The sequence below is a fragment of the Micromonospora sp. CA-240977 genome (assembly GCF_050942285.1).
In the GTDB taxonomy this organism is placed as follows: domain Bacteria; phylum Actinomycetota; class Actinomycetes; order Mycobacteriales; family Micromonosporaceae; genus Micromonospora.
In genome coordinates this window covers 2,887,370-2,902,299 of record NZ_CP192055.1, presented here as the reverse complement: position 1 = coordinate 2,902,299, position 14,930 = coordinate 2,887,370, and the positions used below count along the sequence as shown (strand labels likewise).

The 14,930-nt window shown below is 68.8% G+C and carries 12 protein-coding genes; 7 read left to right on the top strand and 5 right to left on the bottom strand.

Annotated elements, in window-relative coordinates; genetic code table 11:
• Positions 1-47: 47 nt before the first annotated feature.
• Genes ACQPWW_RS13465 through ACQPWW_RS13450 form a run of 4 tightly spaced genes read right to left on the bottom strand, consistent with a single transcriptional unit; the run spans position 48 to position 5,715 of the window.
• Positions 48-1,307 carry an ABC transporter substrate-binding protein gene (locus ACQPWW_RS13465; RefSeq protein WP_433132551.1) on the bottom strand — a complete coding sequence of 420 codons (1,260 nt, stop codon included), beginning with the start codon at positions 1,305-1,307 and terminating at the stop codon, positions 48-50.
• 21 nt (positions 1,308-1,328) lie between these two features.
• Positions 1,329-3,965: a family 78 glycoside hydrolase catalytic domain gene (locus ACQPWW_RS13460; RefSeq protein ID WP_433132549.1), complete on the bottom strand. Its 2,637-nt coding sequence runs from the start codon at positions 3,963-3,965 to the stop codon at positions 1,329-1,331.
• Positions 3,962-4,747: a carbohydrate ABC transporter permease gene (locus ACQPWW_RS13455; protein WP_433132547.1), complete on the bottom strand. Its 786-nt coding sequence runs from the start codon at positions 4,745-4,747 to the stop codon at positions 3,962-3,964. Before ACQPWW_RS13455 ends, ACQPWW_RS13460 begins: the two co-directional genes overlap by 4 nt.
• A 32-nt stretch (positions 4,748-4,779) precedes the next feature.
• Positions 4,780-5,715, bottom strand: coding sequence for a carbohydrate ABC transporter permease (locus ACQPWW_RS13450; protein WP_433132545.1), 936 nt, complete (start codon positions 5,713-5,715; stop codon positions 4,780-4,782).
• Between the two features lie 239 nt (positions 5,716-5,954).
• On the opposite strand from ACQPWW_RS13450, the gene ACQPWW_RS13445 reads away from it, so the two are divergent.
• A complete protein-coding gene (locus ACQPWW_RS13445; protein ID WP_433132543.1) occupies positions 5,955-6,980 on the top strand; it encodes a LacI family DNA-binding transcriptional regulator in 1,026 nt (341 codons plus the stop codon).
• A 293-nt stretch (positions 6,981-7,273) separates the two neighbouring features.
• Here ACQPWW_RS13445 and ACQPWW_RS13440 read toward each other — a convergent pair whose 3' ends face one another.
• Positions 7,274-8,305 (bottom strand): LacI family DNA-binding transcriptional regulator, encoded by a 1,032-nt coding sequence (locus tag ACQPWW_RS13440; RefSeq protein ID WP_433132541.1) that lies wholly within the window; start codon positions 8,303-8,305, stop codon positions 7,274-7,276.
• Positions 8,306-8,529: 224 nt separating this feature from the next.
• Here ACQPWW_RS13440 and ACQPWW_RS13435 point away from each other — a divergent pair, with 224 nt between their 5' ends.
• From ACQPWW_RS13435 to rhaI, 6 genes are all read left to right on the top strand, one after another.
• Positions 8,530-10,050 (top strand): sugar ABC transporter ATP-binding protein, encoded by a 1,521-nt coding sequence (locus ACQPWW_RS13435; RefSeq protein ID WP_433132539.1) that lies wholly within the window; start codon positions 8,530-8,532, stop codon positions 10,048-10,050.
• Positions 10,047-11,108: an ABC transporter permease gene (locus ACQPWW_RS13430; RefSeq protein WP_433132537.1), complete on the top strand. Its 1,062-nt coding sequence runs from the start codon at positions 10,047-10,049 to the stop codon at positions 11,106-11,108. Before ACQPWW_RS13435 ends, ACQPWW_RS13430 begins: the two co-directional genes overlap by 4 nt.
• Entirely contained in the window at positions 11,098-12,153 is a 1,056-nt protein-coding gene (locus ACQPWW_RS13425; RefSeq protein ID WP_433132535.1) for an ABC transporter permease, read from the top strand. The genes ACQPWW_RS13430 and ACQPWW_RS13425 overlap by 11 nt, the downstream gene beginning before the upstream one ends.
• Positions 12,154-12,190: 37 nt before the next feature.
• The gene (gene rhaS / locus ACQPWW_RS13420) at positions 12,191-13,276 is read left to right on the top strand and encodes a rhamnose ABC transporter substrate-binding protein (RefSeq protein WP_433132533.1); all 1,086 of its coding nucleotides are present in this window, start codon (positions 12,191-12,193) and stop codon (positions 13,274-13,276) included.
• A gap of 61 nt (positions 13,277-13,337) precedes the next feature.
• Positions 13,338-13,715 carry an L-rhamnose mutarotase gene (locus ACQPWW_RS13415; protein WP_433132532.1) on the top strand — a complete coding sequence of 126 codons (378 nt, stop codon included), beginning with the start codon at positions 13,338-13,340 and terminating at the stop codon, positions 13,713-13,715.
• A complete protein-coding gene (gene rhaI / locus ACQPWW_RS13410; RefSeq protein WP_433132530.1) occupies positions 13,712-14,893 on the top strand; it encodes an L-rhamnose isomerase in 1,182 nt (393 codons plus the stop codon). Before ACQPWW_RS13415 ends, rhaI begins: the two co-directional genes overlap by 4 nt.
• Positions 14,894-14,930 lie beyond the last annotated feature (37 nt).

Genomic DNA, 14,930 nt, shown 5'->3' with positions numbered 1-14,930 from the left:
GCCGGCGGCCTCCGTGCCGGGTCTGGGCACGGAGGCCGGCGCACTGACTACTCGCCCTTCTTGTATTCGGTGTCCATGTTCTTGAGCACCTCGTCCGCGGTGGCCTGGTTGCTGAAGACCTCCTGCAGGCCGCTGAGCATGGTCTGCTGCACCTTGGCGTTGGGCCACAGCTGGTCCATGAACGGCACGGTCTTGTTTTCCGCGACGAAGGTGGTCAGCTGCTTGAGTCCGGGGTCGACGGTGGTGCCGGCGTCGGGCAGGGTCGGCAGGCTGCCCTGCTTCTCGTTGAACAGCTTCATGCCCTCGGGTGACATGACGTAGGTGATGAACTTGAGCGCCAGTTCCTTGTTCTTGGCCTTGGCGTTGACGCCGTAGCCCGCGCCCGCCGCGGCCGGCACGAGGAAGGTGGCGGGGTCGTCGGTGGCCGGCAGCGCGTTCATCGTGAACGTGCCGTTCGGGTTCTTGCCCTTGAGTAGACCGATGATCCAGTTGCCCTGGATGATGCCGAGTGTCTTACCGGTAGCGGCCAGGGTCTGGCTGGCCTCGTAGCTGGTTCCCAGGGGGTTCTTCTGGAAGCAGCCGGCCTTGTTCATCTCGGTGTACTTGGCCATCGCCTGGGTCCAGGCGGAGCCTGCGAAGGTGGTCTGCCCGGCCGCGAGTTTGGTGTTGAAGTCCTTGTCCTGGCCGAAGACGACGGTGGCGGCGAGGGCGTAGAGCACGAGCTGGGTGACCCAGTTGTCCTGGATGCCCAGCGCGTAGGCGGGAGTGCCCTTGCCCGCGGCGTCGCGGCAGAAGCTCATCAGCTCCGTCCAGGTGGTCGGTGCCTTCAGTCCCGACTTACTCAGGGCCTCGTCGTTGTAGACCGCGCCGATGCCGTTGAGCCCGAACAGAGCGTTGTAGGTCTTGCCCTCGTACTGCGCGACCTGCTTGAACGAGTCGGGCAGTTTCGACGCCCACGGTTGGTCGGACAGATCGAGCAGATAGCCCGGCTTGGACAAGACGTACGTCGCACCGGGGTTGCCGTTGCCGGGCCACACGGTCATCACGTCGGGCGCCGTGCCGGAGGACAGTTGCGTACGGATCTGGGCCTGGTACTGGTCGGCGCCGCTGGTCGTGAAGTTGACCTTCACACCGGGGTTGGCCGCCTCGAACGCCTTGACGACCTCCTCGATGGAGCCCTGGTCGACCGAGGCGAGCGTCAACGTGTTCTTGTCGTCGCTGCCGGCGTTGGTGCCGCTGCTGCACGCCGCGGCCAGAGTGACCGCCGTCAAGGCGGAGACCAGTGCCGCGAATCTACGAGTCTTCATGATCGCTCCTGCGGTTGGAGATCAATGAGAGGTGGCGGTGAACGTGTACCGACCGGACGTCAGGCGCAGGGTGGCCCCGCGGGCGGACGGCACGGCCGTGACGGGAACGTCGTCGTGACGGACGCTGCCCGGGTCGGGGGTGGGGATTTCGAGGACGGCGGTAGTGCCGGGCGGCACCGCGACCTCGACGGTGAGCCGGCCACCGTCGAGGCCCCAACCGCAACAGACCAGCCCGCGGGCGGTCTCCTGCTCGGCGCGGGCCCAGGTGAGCTTGCCGCCGGGTGTGGGCCGCAGCAGGAGCTCCTTGTAGGCGACCGAGCCGGGTGCCTGGTCGATGCCGGCGACGCGGCCGAAAAGCCAGTCGCCGACGCTGCCGAGGCTGTAGTGGTTGAAGGAGTTCATCGCGGCCGACTGGAACCCGCCGTGCTCGGTCCAGCCGTCCCAGCGTTCCCAGATCGTGGTGGCGCCGTGCCGGATGGAGTAGCCCCAGGACGGGAACTCCTGCTGGTGCAGCAACGCGTAGGCGAGGTCCTCGCGGCCGTGCTCGGTCAGCACCGGGCACAGCAGCGGCACCCCGACGAACCCGGTGGTGAGCCGGTTTCCGCGCTTCTCCACGTCGGCCGCCAGGTGCTCGGCCGCCGCGGTTCTCAGCTCCTCCGGCAGCAGATCAAAACCCAGGGCCAACAGGTACGCGGTCTGGGTGCCGCCTTCGACGGTGCCGTCGTGGCCGACGTACGCGTCGATGAAAGCTGAGCGGATCTTGTCGTGCAAGGCCCGGTACTCGCCCGCCTCGGCCCGACCGAGCACCTCGGCAGCGTCGGCGACGATCCGGGTGCTGTGGGCGAAGTAGGCGGTGGACAGGACGTCGCGCGGGGTTTCGGCGTCGACCTGCAGCCAGTCACCGTACGAGTTGCCGGTGCGGTGCCGCCACAGCAGGTCGGGGTTGTGCCGCCGGATGTGCTCCACCCAGGCGACCATCGCGTCGAAGCTGCGCTCGAGCGTGCGCCGGTCGCCGTAGGTGCGCCACAACAGCCAGGGGATGATGACGCCGGCGTCGCCCCAGGCCGGGGCGCCTTCTCGGTCGAGCACCATGATCGGTGCGACGTCCCGGAAGGCGCCGTCGGCGTCCTGGCCGTCGACCACGTCGCGCAGCCAGCGGGCGAAGAACGCGGAAACGTCGGCGTTGCGGGTCGCGGTGGGCGCGAAGACCTGGGCGTCGGCGAGCCAGCCGAGCCGCTCGTCGCGCTGCGGGCAGTCGGTGGGCACTGCGACGAAGTTGCCCCGCTGCCCCCACACGATGTTGGCCTGCAACTGCTCGACCATCGGGTCGGAGCAGGTGAACGTCCCGGTGAACGCGGTGTCGTTGTGCAGTACCCGGGCGCTCACGTCACCGGGGTCCAGCTCGCCGGGATAGCCGCTGATCTCGGCGTAGCGGAAGCCGTGGAAGGTGAACTGGGGCTCGAACACCTCGTCGCCGCCGGCGGTGACGTACGTGTCGGTGGCCGCGGCTCGGCGCAGGTTGTCGAGGTAGAGCTCGCCGTCGGCGAGGACCTCGGCGTGGCGCAGCACGATTCGCCGGCCCGGTTCGGCGCCGCGGATGCGCAGCCGCACGCGACCGACCAGATTCTGGCCGAAGTCGACGATGACGCGGTCTTCGCGGTGGTCCACGATTGTCGCGGGCAGTTCGGCGGTGATGCGCATCGGGTCGTCGGGTTCGGCGACCAGTGGGCCGGGCTCCGTGTCGAGCACGGCGACGGGCCGGAAGCTGTCGCCGTCCCACGAGGGCCGGCGGGCGTCGACGAACTGTCCCATCAGCAGGTCGGCCGCGCGGATCGGGCCCGGCCGCTCGCCCCATCCGCCGTCGGTGACGATCACCTGCCGGGACCCGTCGGCGAAGTCCAGGACGAGTTGAGCCAGATAGGCGGGCGTGACGCCGTAGTGCCGGGCGGGGCGGCTCGGGTCGAAGCCGACGTGACCGCTCCACCAGCCGTCGGCGACGATCGCCGCCAGGACGTTCGCCCCGGCCTGCAGTTGCTTTGTGACGTCGTACGTCTGGTACTGCAGGCGACGGTGATATTCGGTCCAGCCCGGAGCGAGCTCGAGGTCGCCGACCCGCTGCCCGTTGAGGCTGGGCTCGTAGACGCCGCGCGCGGTGGTGTACAGGCGGGCCCGGACCGGCTGCGCCGAGATGTCGAACGACTGCCGTAGGTAGAGGGGTGCTCCGGCGGGGTCGGGGAAGGACCGTTCCTCGTCGGTGGGCGGGTCGACAAACGGCAGGTTGACCGGGTCGCGGCCGATCCAGACCGCGGTCCAGTCGTCGCGATGCAGCAGTCCGGTCTCGAACCAGGTCTGTGCGGTGCCGGACACCGCGCCGAACTCGTCCCAGGTCTCGACGCGCCAGTGATAGCGGGTGGCCGACTGCAGGGCTGGGCCGTCCCAGGCGACGAGCAGCGTGTCGTCGCTCAACCGATGCCCGCTGTCCCAGATCAGCCGGCCGGGCTCGTCCAGGTCGTGCTCGCGCAGGGCGGCGGTGATCCGGAACGCGGTCTGAGCGGCGCCATGACGGTCGCTGCGCAGTTTCCAGGAAAGGCGCGGGCGGGTTTCGCCCAGGCCGAGCGGCTCGGTGAGCTGTTCGGTCGTCAAGCCGTACGGAGTCATCCCTTCAGCCCTCCCGCGAAGCCGTTGATGATGCTGCGCTGCAGCGCGAGGTAGACCACCAGGACCGGCACGATGCTGATCAGCAGGGCGGCGAAGATGAGGTTCCAGTCCGAGACGAACTGGCCGACGAAGCCCGCGACGGCCACCGGGACCGTCTGCTGGTCGCTGCCGCTCAGATAGAGCAGCGGCGTGAAGAAGTCGTTCCACACCGCCACGGCGTTGAGCACCAGCGCGGTGACCGTGATCGGCTTGAGCATGGGCAGCACGACGTACCGAAACGTCTTGAAGGGGCTGGCTCCGTCGATCGAGGCGGCCTCCTCGAAGTCGCGGGGCAAGGCGCGCAGGAACCCCACGTACAGGAAGGTCGTGAACGGCACCTGCAAGCCGGCGTAGAAGAGCACGAGCGACCAGACCGAGCCGAGCAGCCCGAGGTCGCGGACCGTCTGGTAGAGCGGCAGCGACGCCAGCTGGAACGGCAGGATCAGACCCAGCATGATCAGCAGAAAGGTGCCGCGCGACCAGCGGGCCGTGCTTCTCGCCATCGGGTACGCGGCGAGGGCGGACACGGCCAGCACGATGACCACGCTGACGGTGGTGACCAGCACACTGTTGATCAAAGCGCCGCCGAGACCGGCCTCGCGCCAGGCACCGGTGAAGTTGTCGAACGTCGGCGACGTCGTCGGGCGGATCGGCGACGACGTGTCCGAGGGCTGCCGGATGGCCAGGTTGACAAGCACGTACACCGGGAAGGCGAAGACGATGCCGACGGCAACCATTACCATCTCGAGGGCAAAGGTACGTTTCGTGTAGCGGTTCATGACGCCGCCTTCTCGTTACGGTTGAGCACGGTGAACTGACCGGCAGAGACGACCGCGACGATGACGGTGAGCACGACGGCGAGGGCGATGCTGTAGCCGAAATCGCCGAGGGTGAAGGCGTCCTTGTAGATCAAGGTCGAGATGGTGTCGGTGGCGTGCCCCGGACCACCACCGGTGAGCGCATAGACCTGGTCGAACAGCTTGATCCCGCCGATGATCGACAGCATCAGATTGATGGTGATGGCGGGCGCCAGGAGGGGCCGGACGATCGACCAGAAGCGGCGCACGGCGGCGGTGCCGTCGAGCGCGGCGGCCTCGTAGATCTCACGTGGAATCGACTGCAGGCCGGCCAGGAAGATGACCATCGAGTAGCCCGAGAACTGCCACACCACGACGAGGACGACCATCCAGAGTGCGAGATCAGGGTCGCCGAGCCAGTCCTGCTGCCAACTGTTCAGTCCGACCGTGCCGAGCAGGCTGTTGACCGCGCCGTCGGGGCCGAGCAGGTTGCGCCACAGGTAGGCGGTGACGATCGGGGTGATCACCGCCGGGGCGAACAGCAGCACCCGCAGGAAGTTCCGCGTCTTGATCATGCTGTTGACGCCGAGGGCGAGCAGGAGGCCGATCCCGTTCTGGATGACAGTGATGGCGACCGCGATCAGCAGCGTGTGCCACACGGCCTGCAACGCGTCACCGTCGTCGAGCATGTCGGTGAAGTTGCGCAGGCCGATGAACGCGAAGTCCGGGTCGAGGCCGTCCCAGTCGGTGAAGGCGTAGTAGACGCCGCGGGCGCTGGGCACCAGCACCACGAACGCGAAGAGCAGAAGTGCCGGCAGGACGAACCACCACGGCGGCGCGACCCGGCTACGTCGCCGTGGCGACGCGGCGGAGACGGCCCGGCCGGGAGGGCGAACCTTGAGATCAGCTGTCACGAGAACCCACTTGAATGAATCGTTTCAACAGACGTGTTGACGGGGCTGCCTTCGAAGGAGAGCAGGGGGTGTGCCATGTGACGTGAGCAACGTTTTCCACGATGTTTCGCCGACACTACGAGCAGATGCCAACCTCGTCAAGACCGTCCGTGGTCAACGTTATTCAAGGATCACGCAGGTTCTTCTAGCGCCCGGTCTGATCTAAGGTGGGTAACGTTTCTCGCGCTTTAGGAGCTCGTATGCACCCGTCCCGCCGCGTCACGATCGTCGACGTCGCCCGGCACGCCGGGGTGTCCACCACTGCCGTCTCCAAGGTCATGCGCAACGCGTACGGCGCCAGCCCGGAGATGCAGATCAAGGTCCGCGCGGCCATCGAAGAGCTCGGCTACCGGCCCTCGGCCGCGGCCCGGGGCCTGCGTGGGCAGACGTACACGATCGGCGTGATGCTGCCCGAGATGCGCAACCCGTTCTTCGCCGACATCCTCGACGGCGTCACCCAACACCTCGGCGGTACCGACTACCAGGTGCTCATGGCCGCCTGCTGCAACGACGAGGCGGGCGAAGTTCGCATCACCGAGGCGATGATGGACCGGAGCATGGACGGGGTCATCCTCATCGCTCCGATCTCCTCACGCCGTCACCTGCAGAAGGTCGCCCGCGCCGTGCCTACGGTGGTGGTCGGCCGGCACGGGCACTCCCCCGACTACGACAGCGTCACCGACGACGACTTCGCCGGCGCCGGGCTCGTCGTCGACCATCTCGTCGCGCTCGGCCACCGGCGCATCGCTCACATCGAGCACGCCGAGAAGAATCCCGTACGCCTCAAGGAAATGCCGAACGCCCAACGCGCAGACGGCTACCGCCACGCCATGCAGGCCCACGGACTCGGCGACCACATCGACATCGCCTCCACGACCTACACGCAGCAAGGCGGTTACCTCGGCGCCCAGCAACTCCTGGCCCGCCCGCAGCGCCCGACCGCCATCTTCGCCGGCGCCGACATCGTCGCCATGGGGGTGCTTGACGCCCTCACCGAGGCCGGACTGTCCGCGCCCCAGGACATCTCCGTCGCCGGCTACGACGACACCATGTTCGCCGCCTTCGGCCCGATCTCGCTCACCACGGTCGACCAGGCCGGGCACCAGATGGGCGTCAACGCGGTCCGGTTGCTGCTCGATCGAATCGCCAGCCGAGGCAGGCCGACCGCCCAGATCAAGCTCTCCCCCACCCTGATCACCCGGCGCACCACCGCCCCGATTCTCTGATCTCGAGATCGAGGAGATTCCAAGACCGTCGAGCGTGCTGATCCCGATGTGCGAGCTCACGATGCCCTCGCCTTTGACTCGACGGCGGCCGGCGCTCGGGAATCGTGCAGCGCGACGGCGCCATGCCGCCGTCAACGTTCCTCGCATGGTTTGAGACGACCACAAACACCGATGCAGGTCGAGGCCAGGGCGCCAACGTCTGGGCAATGCCCGTCCGGCGGCCTGACCAGGCTAAGCGTTGCAGAGGAGCCGGGCGGGACAGCGCCGGGCTCCTCGATCGTCGATGAGGCCGGTCAGCGCCGGGTGCGCCGGGGTTGGTCGCTGGAGCGGCGTACGACCAGCTCGGGCTGAAACACCACGTGTCGGTGCCGGTGGGTGTCGCCGGACTCGGCTTCTTCGAGCAACAGCTCCGCCGCAGCGCGGCCGAGCTGGTCGCGGGGCTGACGCACCGACGACAGCGGCACCGCCGCAGCGCCGGCGAACTCGATGTCGTCGTAGCCGACGATGGCCACGTCGTTCGGCACCCGCACGCCGCGCGCGGTCAGCTCCTGGAGCACACCGAGAGCGATCAGGTCGTTCGCGCAGAACACGGCGGTGGGGCGCTTGCGGACCGGTAACGCGAGCAGCTCCTCGGCGGCCCGACGGCCGGCGGCGACGGTCAGGCTGGTGGTCACCGCCACCCGAAGCTCAGCGGTGCTGCCGCGATCCTGCATGGCCGCGGCGGCCCCGGCGTGGCGGTCAGCAACCTGGGCGATGGTGAGCGGGCCACCGAGGTAGGCGATGCGTTGGTGGCCCTGGTCCAGCAGGTGGTCCATGGCGAGTCGGCCGCCGAGCACGTCGTCGACCGCCACCGAGCAACGGTTTGCACGGCCCGTTCCCCGGTCCACCAGCACCACCGGGATGCCTCGCTCGATGAGCTTGTCCAGAACGGGCTGTGGGCCGTGGTTGACCGGGGTGATGAGCACGCCACGGACCCGCTGCTCCTCCAGCAGCTCCAGGTGGCGGCGCTCCCGGGCGCTGTCCTCGCCGCTGTTGCAGACGACGAGCATGGCGCCAGCTCCCTCGATCACCTGTTCGGCCCCTCGGACCACGTCGGTGAAGAACGGGTTGGCGACGTCCAGGACGACGATGGCGACGGTGCGACTGTGCCCGGCGCGCAGTTGGCGAGCGGAGTCGTTGCGGACGTAGCCGAGGGTGGTGATGGCGTCGAGCACCCGCTGCCGGGTGGCGGGAGCAACAGTGTCGGGCCGGTTGAGCACGTTGCTAACGGTGCCGAGGGAAACGCCGGCATGCCTGGCGACCTCCTTGATGTTCGCCGTTGCCATGACTCCCCAGATGCTCCGTGCGGTGGTCGCGGCCCGTGCCGACCGGGTCGTTCGGCAGTGTATAGCGCCTAAAACGTTTCATCCAGGTGAGCAGCAGCGCAGGGAGCTTGTCCCGGGCTCTCGTCAGCAACAGCCAAGAAATAGCACCGAAACTCTTGACGCTCTCGAAGCGCGACCCCTACCGTCCATGCAACGACGCATGAAACGATTCAGGAGGGGTTCGGATGACCGCCGACGCACCGGGCACGCCGGCTCCGCTGCTGGTCCTCGACGGCGTGACGAAGTCCTTCGGGGCCGTCGCCGCGCTGCGCGGGGTGCACCTGGCGCTGCACTCCGGTGAGGCCCACGCGCTGGTCGGCGAGAACGGGGCGGGCAAGTCCACTCTGGTGAAGGTTCTGGCCGGCGCACACGCACCGGACTCCGGCTCGATGACCCTGGACGGGCAACCGCTGCGGCTACGCGGTCCCGCCGACGCCCGGGCGGCCGGCATCGCGGTCATCTACCAGGAGCCGACCCTCTTTCCGGATCTCTCCGTGGCGGAGAACATCTTCATGGGTCGGCAACCGCTGCGCAGTCTGCGTCGCATCGACACCGCCGCGATGAACCGCGACGCCGAGAAGCTGTTCCAGCGGCTGGGTGTACGCATCGACCCGACACGCCCGGCGCGCGGCCTATCCATCGCCGACCAGCAGCTCGTCGAGATCGCCAAGGCGATCTCGTTCGACGCCCGCGTCCTGGTCATGGATGAGCCCACCGCCGCGCTCTCCGGGGTGGAGGTCGAACGGCTCTTCGCGGTCGCCCGGTCGCTCTGCGAGGGTGGTGCGGCGGTGCTGTTCATCTCGCACCGGTTCAACGAGGTGTTCGACCTGTGCCACCGGGTCACGGTGCTGCGCGACGGCGCCTGGGTCTCCAGCGACGACGCCGCCGACCTGACCGTCGACGAGGTGGTGCGGCGGATGGTCGGCCGGGACATCTCCTCGCTCTACCCGAAGCAGGACGCCGAGCTGCGGGACACCCTGCTCGAGGTCCGTGGGCTGACCCGGGCCGGCGTCTTCACCGATGTGTCGTTCTCCGTCCGGGGCGGGGAGATCGTCGCGCTCGCCGGGCTGGTCGGCGCCGGGCGCAGCGAGGTCGCCCGCGCCGTCTTCGGCGTCGACCGCTATGACGCGGGCGAGGTCCTGGTATCCGGCCGGGCCGTCCCGGCGGGGAACCCGGGCCGGGCGATCGCGGCCGGCATGGCGCTGGTCCCCGAGGACCGACGGCAGCAGGGCCTGGTCATGGAGCTGTCGGTGGAGCGCAACGCCACCCTGGCCCGCCGCCGGGCACTGAGCCGGCTGGGCCTCCTGCTCGGCGGCGCGGAGCGCGCCGAGGCCCGCCACTGGACGCGGCGGCTGCAGGTGAAGGCCTCCCGGCTCGGCGCGCCCGTGGCGACCCTCTCCGGGGGCAACCAGCAGAAGGTCGTGCTCGCCAAGTGGCTGGCCACCGAACCACGGGTCCTGATCATCGACGAACCCACCCGCGGCATCGACGTCGGCACCAAATCCGAGGTGCACCGCCTGCTCTCGGAGCTGGCCGGTGAGGGCCTGGCGATTCTGATGATCAGCAGCGAGCTGCCCGAGGTGCTCGGCATGGCCGACCGGGTCCTGGTCATGCACGAGGGGCGACTGGTCCGCGAGCTGCCCCGGGCCGAGGCGGACGAGACCTCCATCATGTTCGCCGCCACCGGTCAAGGAGCGACCGCATGAGCCTCACCGACGCCGGCGCGCCCGAACGGGCCACCGGAAACGCCCCGACCGACCCCGATCGGCAGCGCCGCAGCCTCACCGAGCGACTGCTCGCCGTACGCGAGCTGAGCCTGCTGATCGCGCTCGGCCTGCTGGTCCTGGTCACGACCCTGCGCAACGACCGATTCCTGAGCGGCCAGAGCATCAAGGATCTGCTGCTGGGCTGCGCGATCCTGGTGATCCTGGCGGTCGGCCAGACCCTGGTCATCGTCACCCGCAACGTCGACCTCTCCGTCGGCTCGATCCTGGGTCTGGTCGCCTTCGCCACCGGCTCGCTGTTCCTCTCCGCACCCGGGACGCCGTGGCCCGTGGCGCTCGTCGTGGGTGTCGCGCTGGGCGCGCTGTGTGGCGCGGTCAACGGCGGTCTGATCGCGGTGGCCCGGGTGCCCGCCCTGGTGATCACGCTGGGCACCCTCTACGCCTTCCGGGGCGTCGACTACTACTGGGCGTCCGGCCGGCAGATCAACGCCGCCGACATGCCCCCGTCGTTCCTGCGGCTGGGCAACCAGACGGTGCTCGGCGTACCCGTGCTGTTCCTCGTCGCGCTGGTGGTCGTCGCCGTCGTCGGTTTCTACCTGCGCTCCTACCGCGGCGGCCGGGAGCTGTACGCGATCGGCTCCGAACCGGCCGCCGCCCGGCTCTCCGGCATCCCGGTGGGGCGGCGGGTGTTCGCCGTCTTCGTGGCCAGCGGCGCGCTCGCCGGCCTGGCCGGCGTGCTGTACGCGGCCCGGTTCGGCACCCTCGACGCGGCCGCCGGCACCGGCCTGGAACTCCAGGTCGTCGCCGCTGCCGTGGTCGGTGGGGTGGCGATCTTCGGAGGCAGCGGCAGCGCCTACGGCGCGGCGCTCGGCGCCGTACTGCTGACTACGATCGGCAGCTCACTCGCCGTTCTGCGCATCGACCCGTTCTGGCAGCAGGCCGTGGTCGGCGCACTCATCCTCGCCGCGATCGGGCTGGACCGGCTCCTGGCCCTGCGGGCGGCGGCCCGGCTCAGAGGGAGAAGCGCGCATGGCGCATGACAGCCTGTACGCCGCACCGACCACCGCCGAGGCCGAGCCCGGCGCGGGCCGCCGCGCCAGCGTGCGCGGGCTGTTCGGCTCCTGGGACGCGGTGATCGTCGCCGCCCTCGTGGTGACCGTGCTCGTCGCCAGCCTGACCGTGGAGAACTTCGCCACCGGCCGCAACGCCCAGTTCCTGCTGCTCGACCTGATGCCGCTGGCGCTCATCGCGCTGCCGATGACCCTGATCGTGATCACCGGTGAGATCGACCTCTCGGTGGCCAGCATGGTCGGGCTGTGCAGCACCCTGATGGGGCAGCTCTGGCTCTCCAGTGGACTGTCCCTGGAGTTGATCTGCGTCCTCGTCGTGCTGCTCGGCGCCGTACTCGGCGCGGTGAACGGCCTGTTCGTCACCGGCTTCGGTCTGCCGTCGCTGGCGGTGACCATCGGCACGCTCGCGCTCTACCGGGGGTTGTCCTTCGTGGTGCTCGGCGACCAGGCGGTCGCGGACTTCCCGGCCGACTGGACGGCCGCCGTGGTGCGCACCATCCCCGGCACGTCGATCCCGGTCGTGGTGGTCCCACTGCTGCTGCTCGCCGTGGTCTTCGGGGTCGTGCTGCACGCCACCGCCGCCGGTCGCGCGCTCTACGCCATGGGCAACAACGACCAGGCCGCCACGTTCACCGGCGTCTCAGTCGCCCGGACGAAGTTCTGGCTCTTCGTGGTCTCTGGCGCGGTGTGCGGGCTGGTCGGCATCCTCTGGACCCTGCGGTACGCCAGCGCCCGCGGCGACAACGCCACCGGTCTGGAACTGACCGTGGTGACCGCCGTGCTGCTCGGCGGTGTCTCGATCTTCGGCGGTCGGGGTGCTCTGCTCGGTGTGTTGGCCGGCGTACTGCTCCTCGGCGTCCTGCGCAACGCGCTGCAACTCGCCGACGTCGACGCCAACGCGCTGACGATCGTCACCGGCACCCTGCTCATCGCGTCTGTCGTGCTGCCCAACGCCGTCGCGGACGTCCGCGCCCGGCTGCACCGTCGACGACAGCGGCACCCCGCCGTTTCGTGACGTCCCCCGCGCACCAACCACCCCCGGAAGGATGACGATGTCCGCGTACCGCAGAGGCCTCCGTGTCGGGGCCACCAGCCTCACCCTCGCCGCACTGCTGCTCAGCGCCACGGCCTGTGGCGGCACCACCCGGGACAACTCCGGCAGCGACGCCGGCGCCGGCAACCAGGCCAGCGGCGCCGCCAATCCCGACGCCGCCATCAAGGAAGGGCTCAAGATCGCTTTCCTGCCGAAGGCGCTGAACAACCCCTACTTCACCGTCTCGGACAACGGCGGCAAGGACGCGGTCACCGAGATCAAGGGGGAGTTCAAAGAGGTAGGCCCCTCCGAGGCCAGCGCCTCGTCCCAGGTCAGCTACATCAACACCCTGTCCCAGCAGGGCATGGATGTGATCGTCACCTCGGCCAACGACCCGAACGCGATCTGCGGCGCACTCAACCAGGCCAAGGCGGCCGGCGCGAAGATCGTCACCTTCGACTCCGACACCAAGCCGGAGTGCCGGCAGATCTTCGTCAACCAGGTGACCGCCGAGGGCATCGCCGAGAACCAGGTCAAGCTCATCTCCGAGCAGATCGGCGGCGAAGGCGAGATCGCCATCCTGTCCGCGACCGCCAACGCGACCAACCAGAACGCCTGGATCGCGCTGATGAAGGACGAGCTGAAGAAGCCCGAATACAGCAAGATCAAGCTGGTCACCGTGGCGTACGGCAACGACGACGACCAGAAGTCCTTCCAGGAGACCCAGGGTCTGCTCCAGTCGTACCCGAACCTCAAGGGCATCATCTCTCCGACCACTGTCGGTGTCGCGGCGGCCGGCCGTTACCTCAGCGGGTCGCAGTACAAGGGCAAGGTCAAGCTGACCGGGTTGGGCACGCCGAACCAAATGCGCCAGTACGTCAAGGACGGCACCGTGGACGCGTTCGCCCTGTGGAGCCCGGCCGACCTCGGCTACCTCGCGGCGTACGCCGGTGCGGCCCTGGCCTCCGGTCAGATCACCGGCGCCGAGGGCGACAAGTTCAAGGCCGGCAAGCTCGGCGAGTTCACCGTCGCGAAGGACGGGGTGGTCATCCTCGGGCCGCCCACCGTGTTCGACAAGAACAACATCGACCAGTTCCAGTTCTGATCGCCCTCCCGGTCGGTGCCGGCGCACGTCGTGCACCGACCGGGGAGCCGACGGGAGAACCGTGCCCCGCGTCTGCTTCACCCTCCAGGTAAACCCCGAACGTCTCACCGAATACCGCACCCGCCACGAGCAGGTCTGGCCGGAGATGCTCGCCGCGCTGGCCGAGAACGGCTGGCGGGACTATTCGCTCTTCCTCCGCGAGGACGGCCTGCTCGTGGGCTATCTGGTCACCGACGACTTCGCGGCGGCCCAGGCAGCCATGCAGGCCAGCGACGTCAACGCCCAATGGCAGGCGGAAATGGCGTCGTACTTCGTCGACCTCGGCCAGGGCGCACCCGACCGCGCCATCCGGCCACTGGACGAGGTCTTCAACCTTGAGGCGCAACTTGCCGCAGATCCTGCGGCGCGGTCCGCCGCAGAGACGGGAGAAAAATCATGACGCAGCCCGACACGCGGACCCTCGAACGGGTCAAGCAGGCTCTGCGGTCCCAGCGCATCGAGACGCCATCCTGGGCGTACGCCAACTCCGGAACCCGCTTCAAGGTGTTCCCCCAGGAAGGGGTGCCGCGTAACCCGTACGAGAAAATCGCCGACGCGGCGGTCGTACACCAGCTCACCGGCATCGCACCCACGGTGGCGCTGCACATCCCGTGGGACCGTGTCGACGACTACGCCGATCTCGCCGCGTTCGCCGGGGATCACGGCGTCGGTCTGGGCGCGATCAACGCCAACGTGTTCCAGGACAACGACTACAAGCTGGGCAGCGTCACCAACCCGGATCCGGGGGTGCGCCGCAAGGCCATCGACCACCTGCTCGAATGTGTCGACATCATGGACCGCACCGGCTCCCGTGACCTGAAGCTCTGGTTCTCCGACGGCACCAACTACCCCGGGCAGGACGACATCCGCGCCCGGCAGGACCGGCTCGCGGCAGCGCTGCGCGAGACCTACGACCGGCTCGGCGACAACCAACGGCTCCTACTGGAATACAAGCTGTTCGAGCCGGCCTTCTACACCACCGACGTGCCGGACTGGGGCACCGCCTACGCGCACTGCCTGGAGTTGGGCCCGAAGGCCCAGGTGGTCATCGACACCGGGCACCACGCCCCGGGCACGAACATCGAGTTCATCGTGGCGTTCCTGCTGCGCGTCGGGAAGCTCGGCGCGTTCGACTTCAACTCGCGCTTCTACGCCGACGACGACCTGATGGTCGGCTCCGCGGACCCGTTCCAGCTGTTCCGGATCATGTACGAGATCGTCCGCGGTGACGCGTTGGCACCGGAGGCCGGCATCGCGTTCATGCTCGACCAGTGCCACAACATCGAGGCGAAGATTCCGGCCATCATCCGCTCGGTGCTCAACGTGCAGGAGGCGACGGCGAAGGCGTTGCTCGTCGACGCGGACGCGCTGGCCGCCGCGCAGCGCAGCGGTGATGTGCTCGCCGCCAACGCCGTGCTGATGGACGCGTACAACACCGACGTCCGACCGCTGCTCGCCGAACTCCGTACGGACCTGGGCCTTGATCCGGACCCGATGGCCGCGTACGCCCGCTCCGGCTACTTCGACAAGATCCGCGCGGAACGCGCCGGCGGCCAGCAGGCCGGCTGGGGCGCCTGACCACCACTGAGAAACGCAGACTGGGGACGTGAGGAAC

Coding starts and splice junctions, on each gene's coding strand:
- ACQPWW_RS13455 (WP_433132547.1), bottom strand. CDS start 4,747: ATGGTAATGGTTGCCGTCGGCATCGTCTTCGCCTTCCCGGTGTACGTG.
- ACQPWW_RS13435 (WP_433132539.1), top strand. CDS start 8,530: ATGACCGCCGACGCACCGGGCACGCCGGCTCCGCTGCTGGTCCTCGAC.
- rhaI (WP_433132530.1), top strand. CDS start 13,712: ATGACGCAGCCCGACACGCGGACCCTCGAACGGGTCAAGCAGGCTCTG.
- ACQPWW_RS13440 (WP_433132541.1), bottom strand. CDS start 8,305: ATGGCAACGGCGAACATCAAGGAGGTCGCCAGGCATGCCGGCGTTTCC.
- ACQPWW_RS13445 (WP_433132543.1), top strand. CDS start 5,955: ATGCACCCGTCCCGCCGCGTCACGATCGTCGACGTCGCCCGGCACGCC.
- ACQPWW_RS13460 (WP_433132549.1), bottom strand. CDS start 3,965: ATGACTCCGTACGGCTTGACGACCGAACAGCTCACCGAGCCGCTCGGC.
- rhaS (WP_433132533.1), top strand. CDS start 12,191: ATGTCCGCGTACCGCAGAGGCCTCCGTGTCGGGGCCACCAGCCTCACC.
- ACQPWW_RS13425 (WP_433132535.1), top strand. CDS start 11,098: ATGGCGCATGACAGCCTGTACGCCGCACCGACCACCGCCGAGGCCGAG.
- ACQPWW_RS13465 (WP_433132551.1), bottom strand. CDS start 1,307: ATGAAGACTCGTAGATTCGCGGCACTGGTCTCCGCCTTGACGGCGGTC.
- ACQPWW_RS13430 (WP_433132537.1), top strand. CDS start 10,047: ATGAGCCTCACCGACGCCGGCGCGCCCGAACGGGCCACCGGAAACGCC.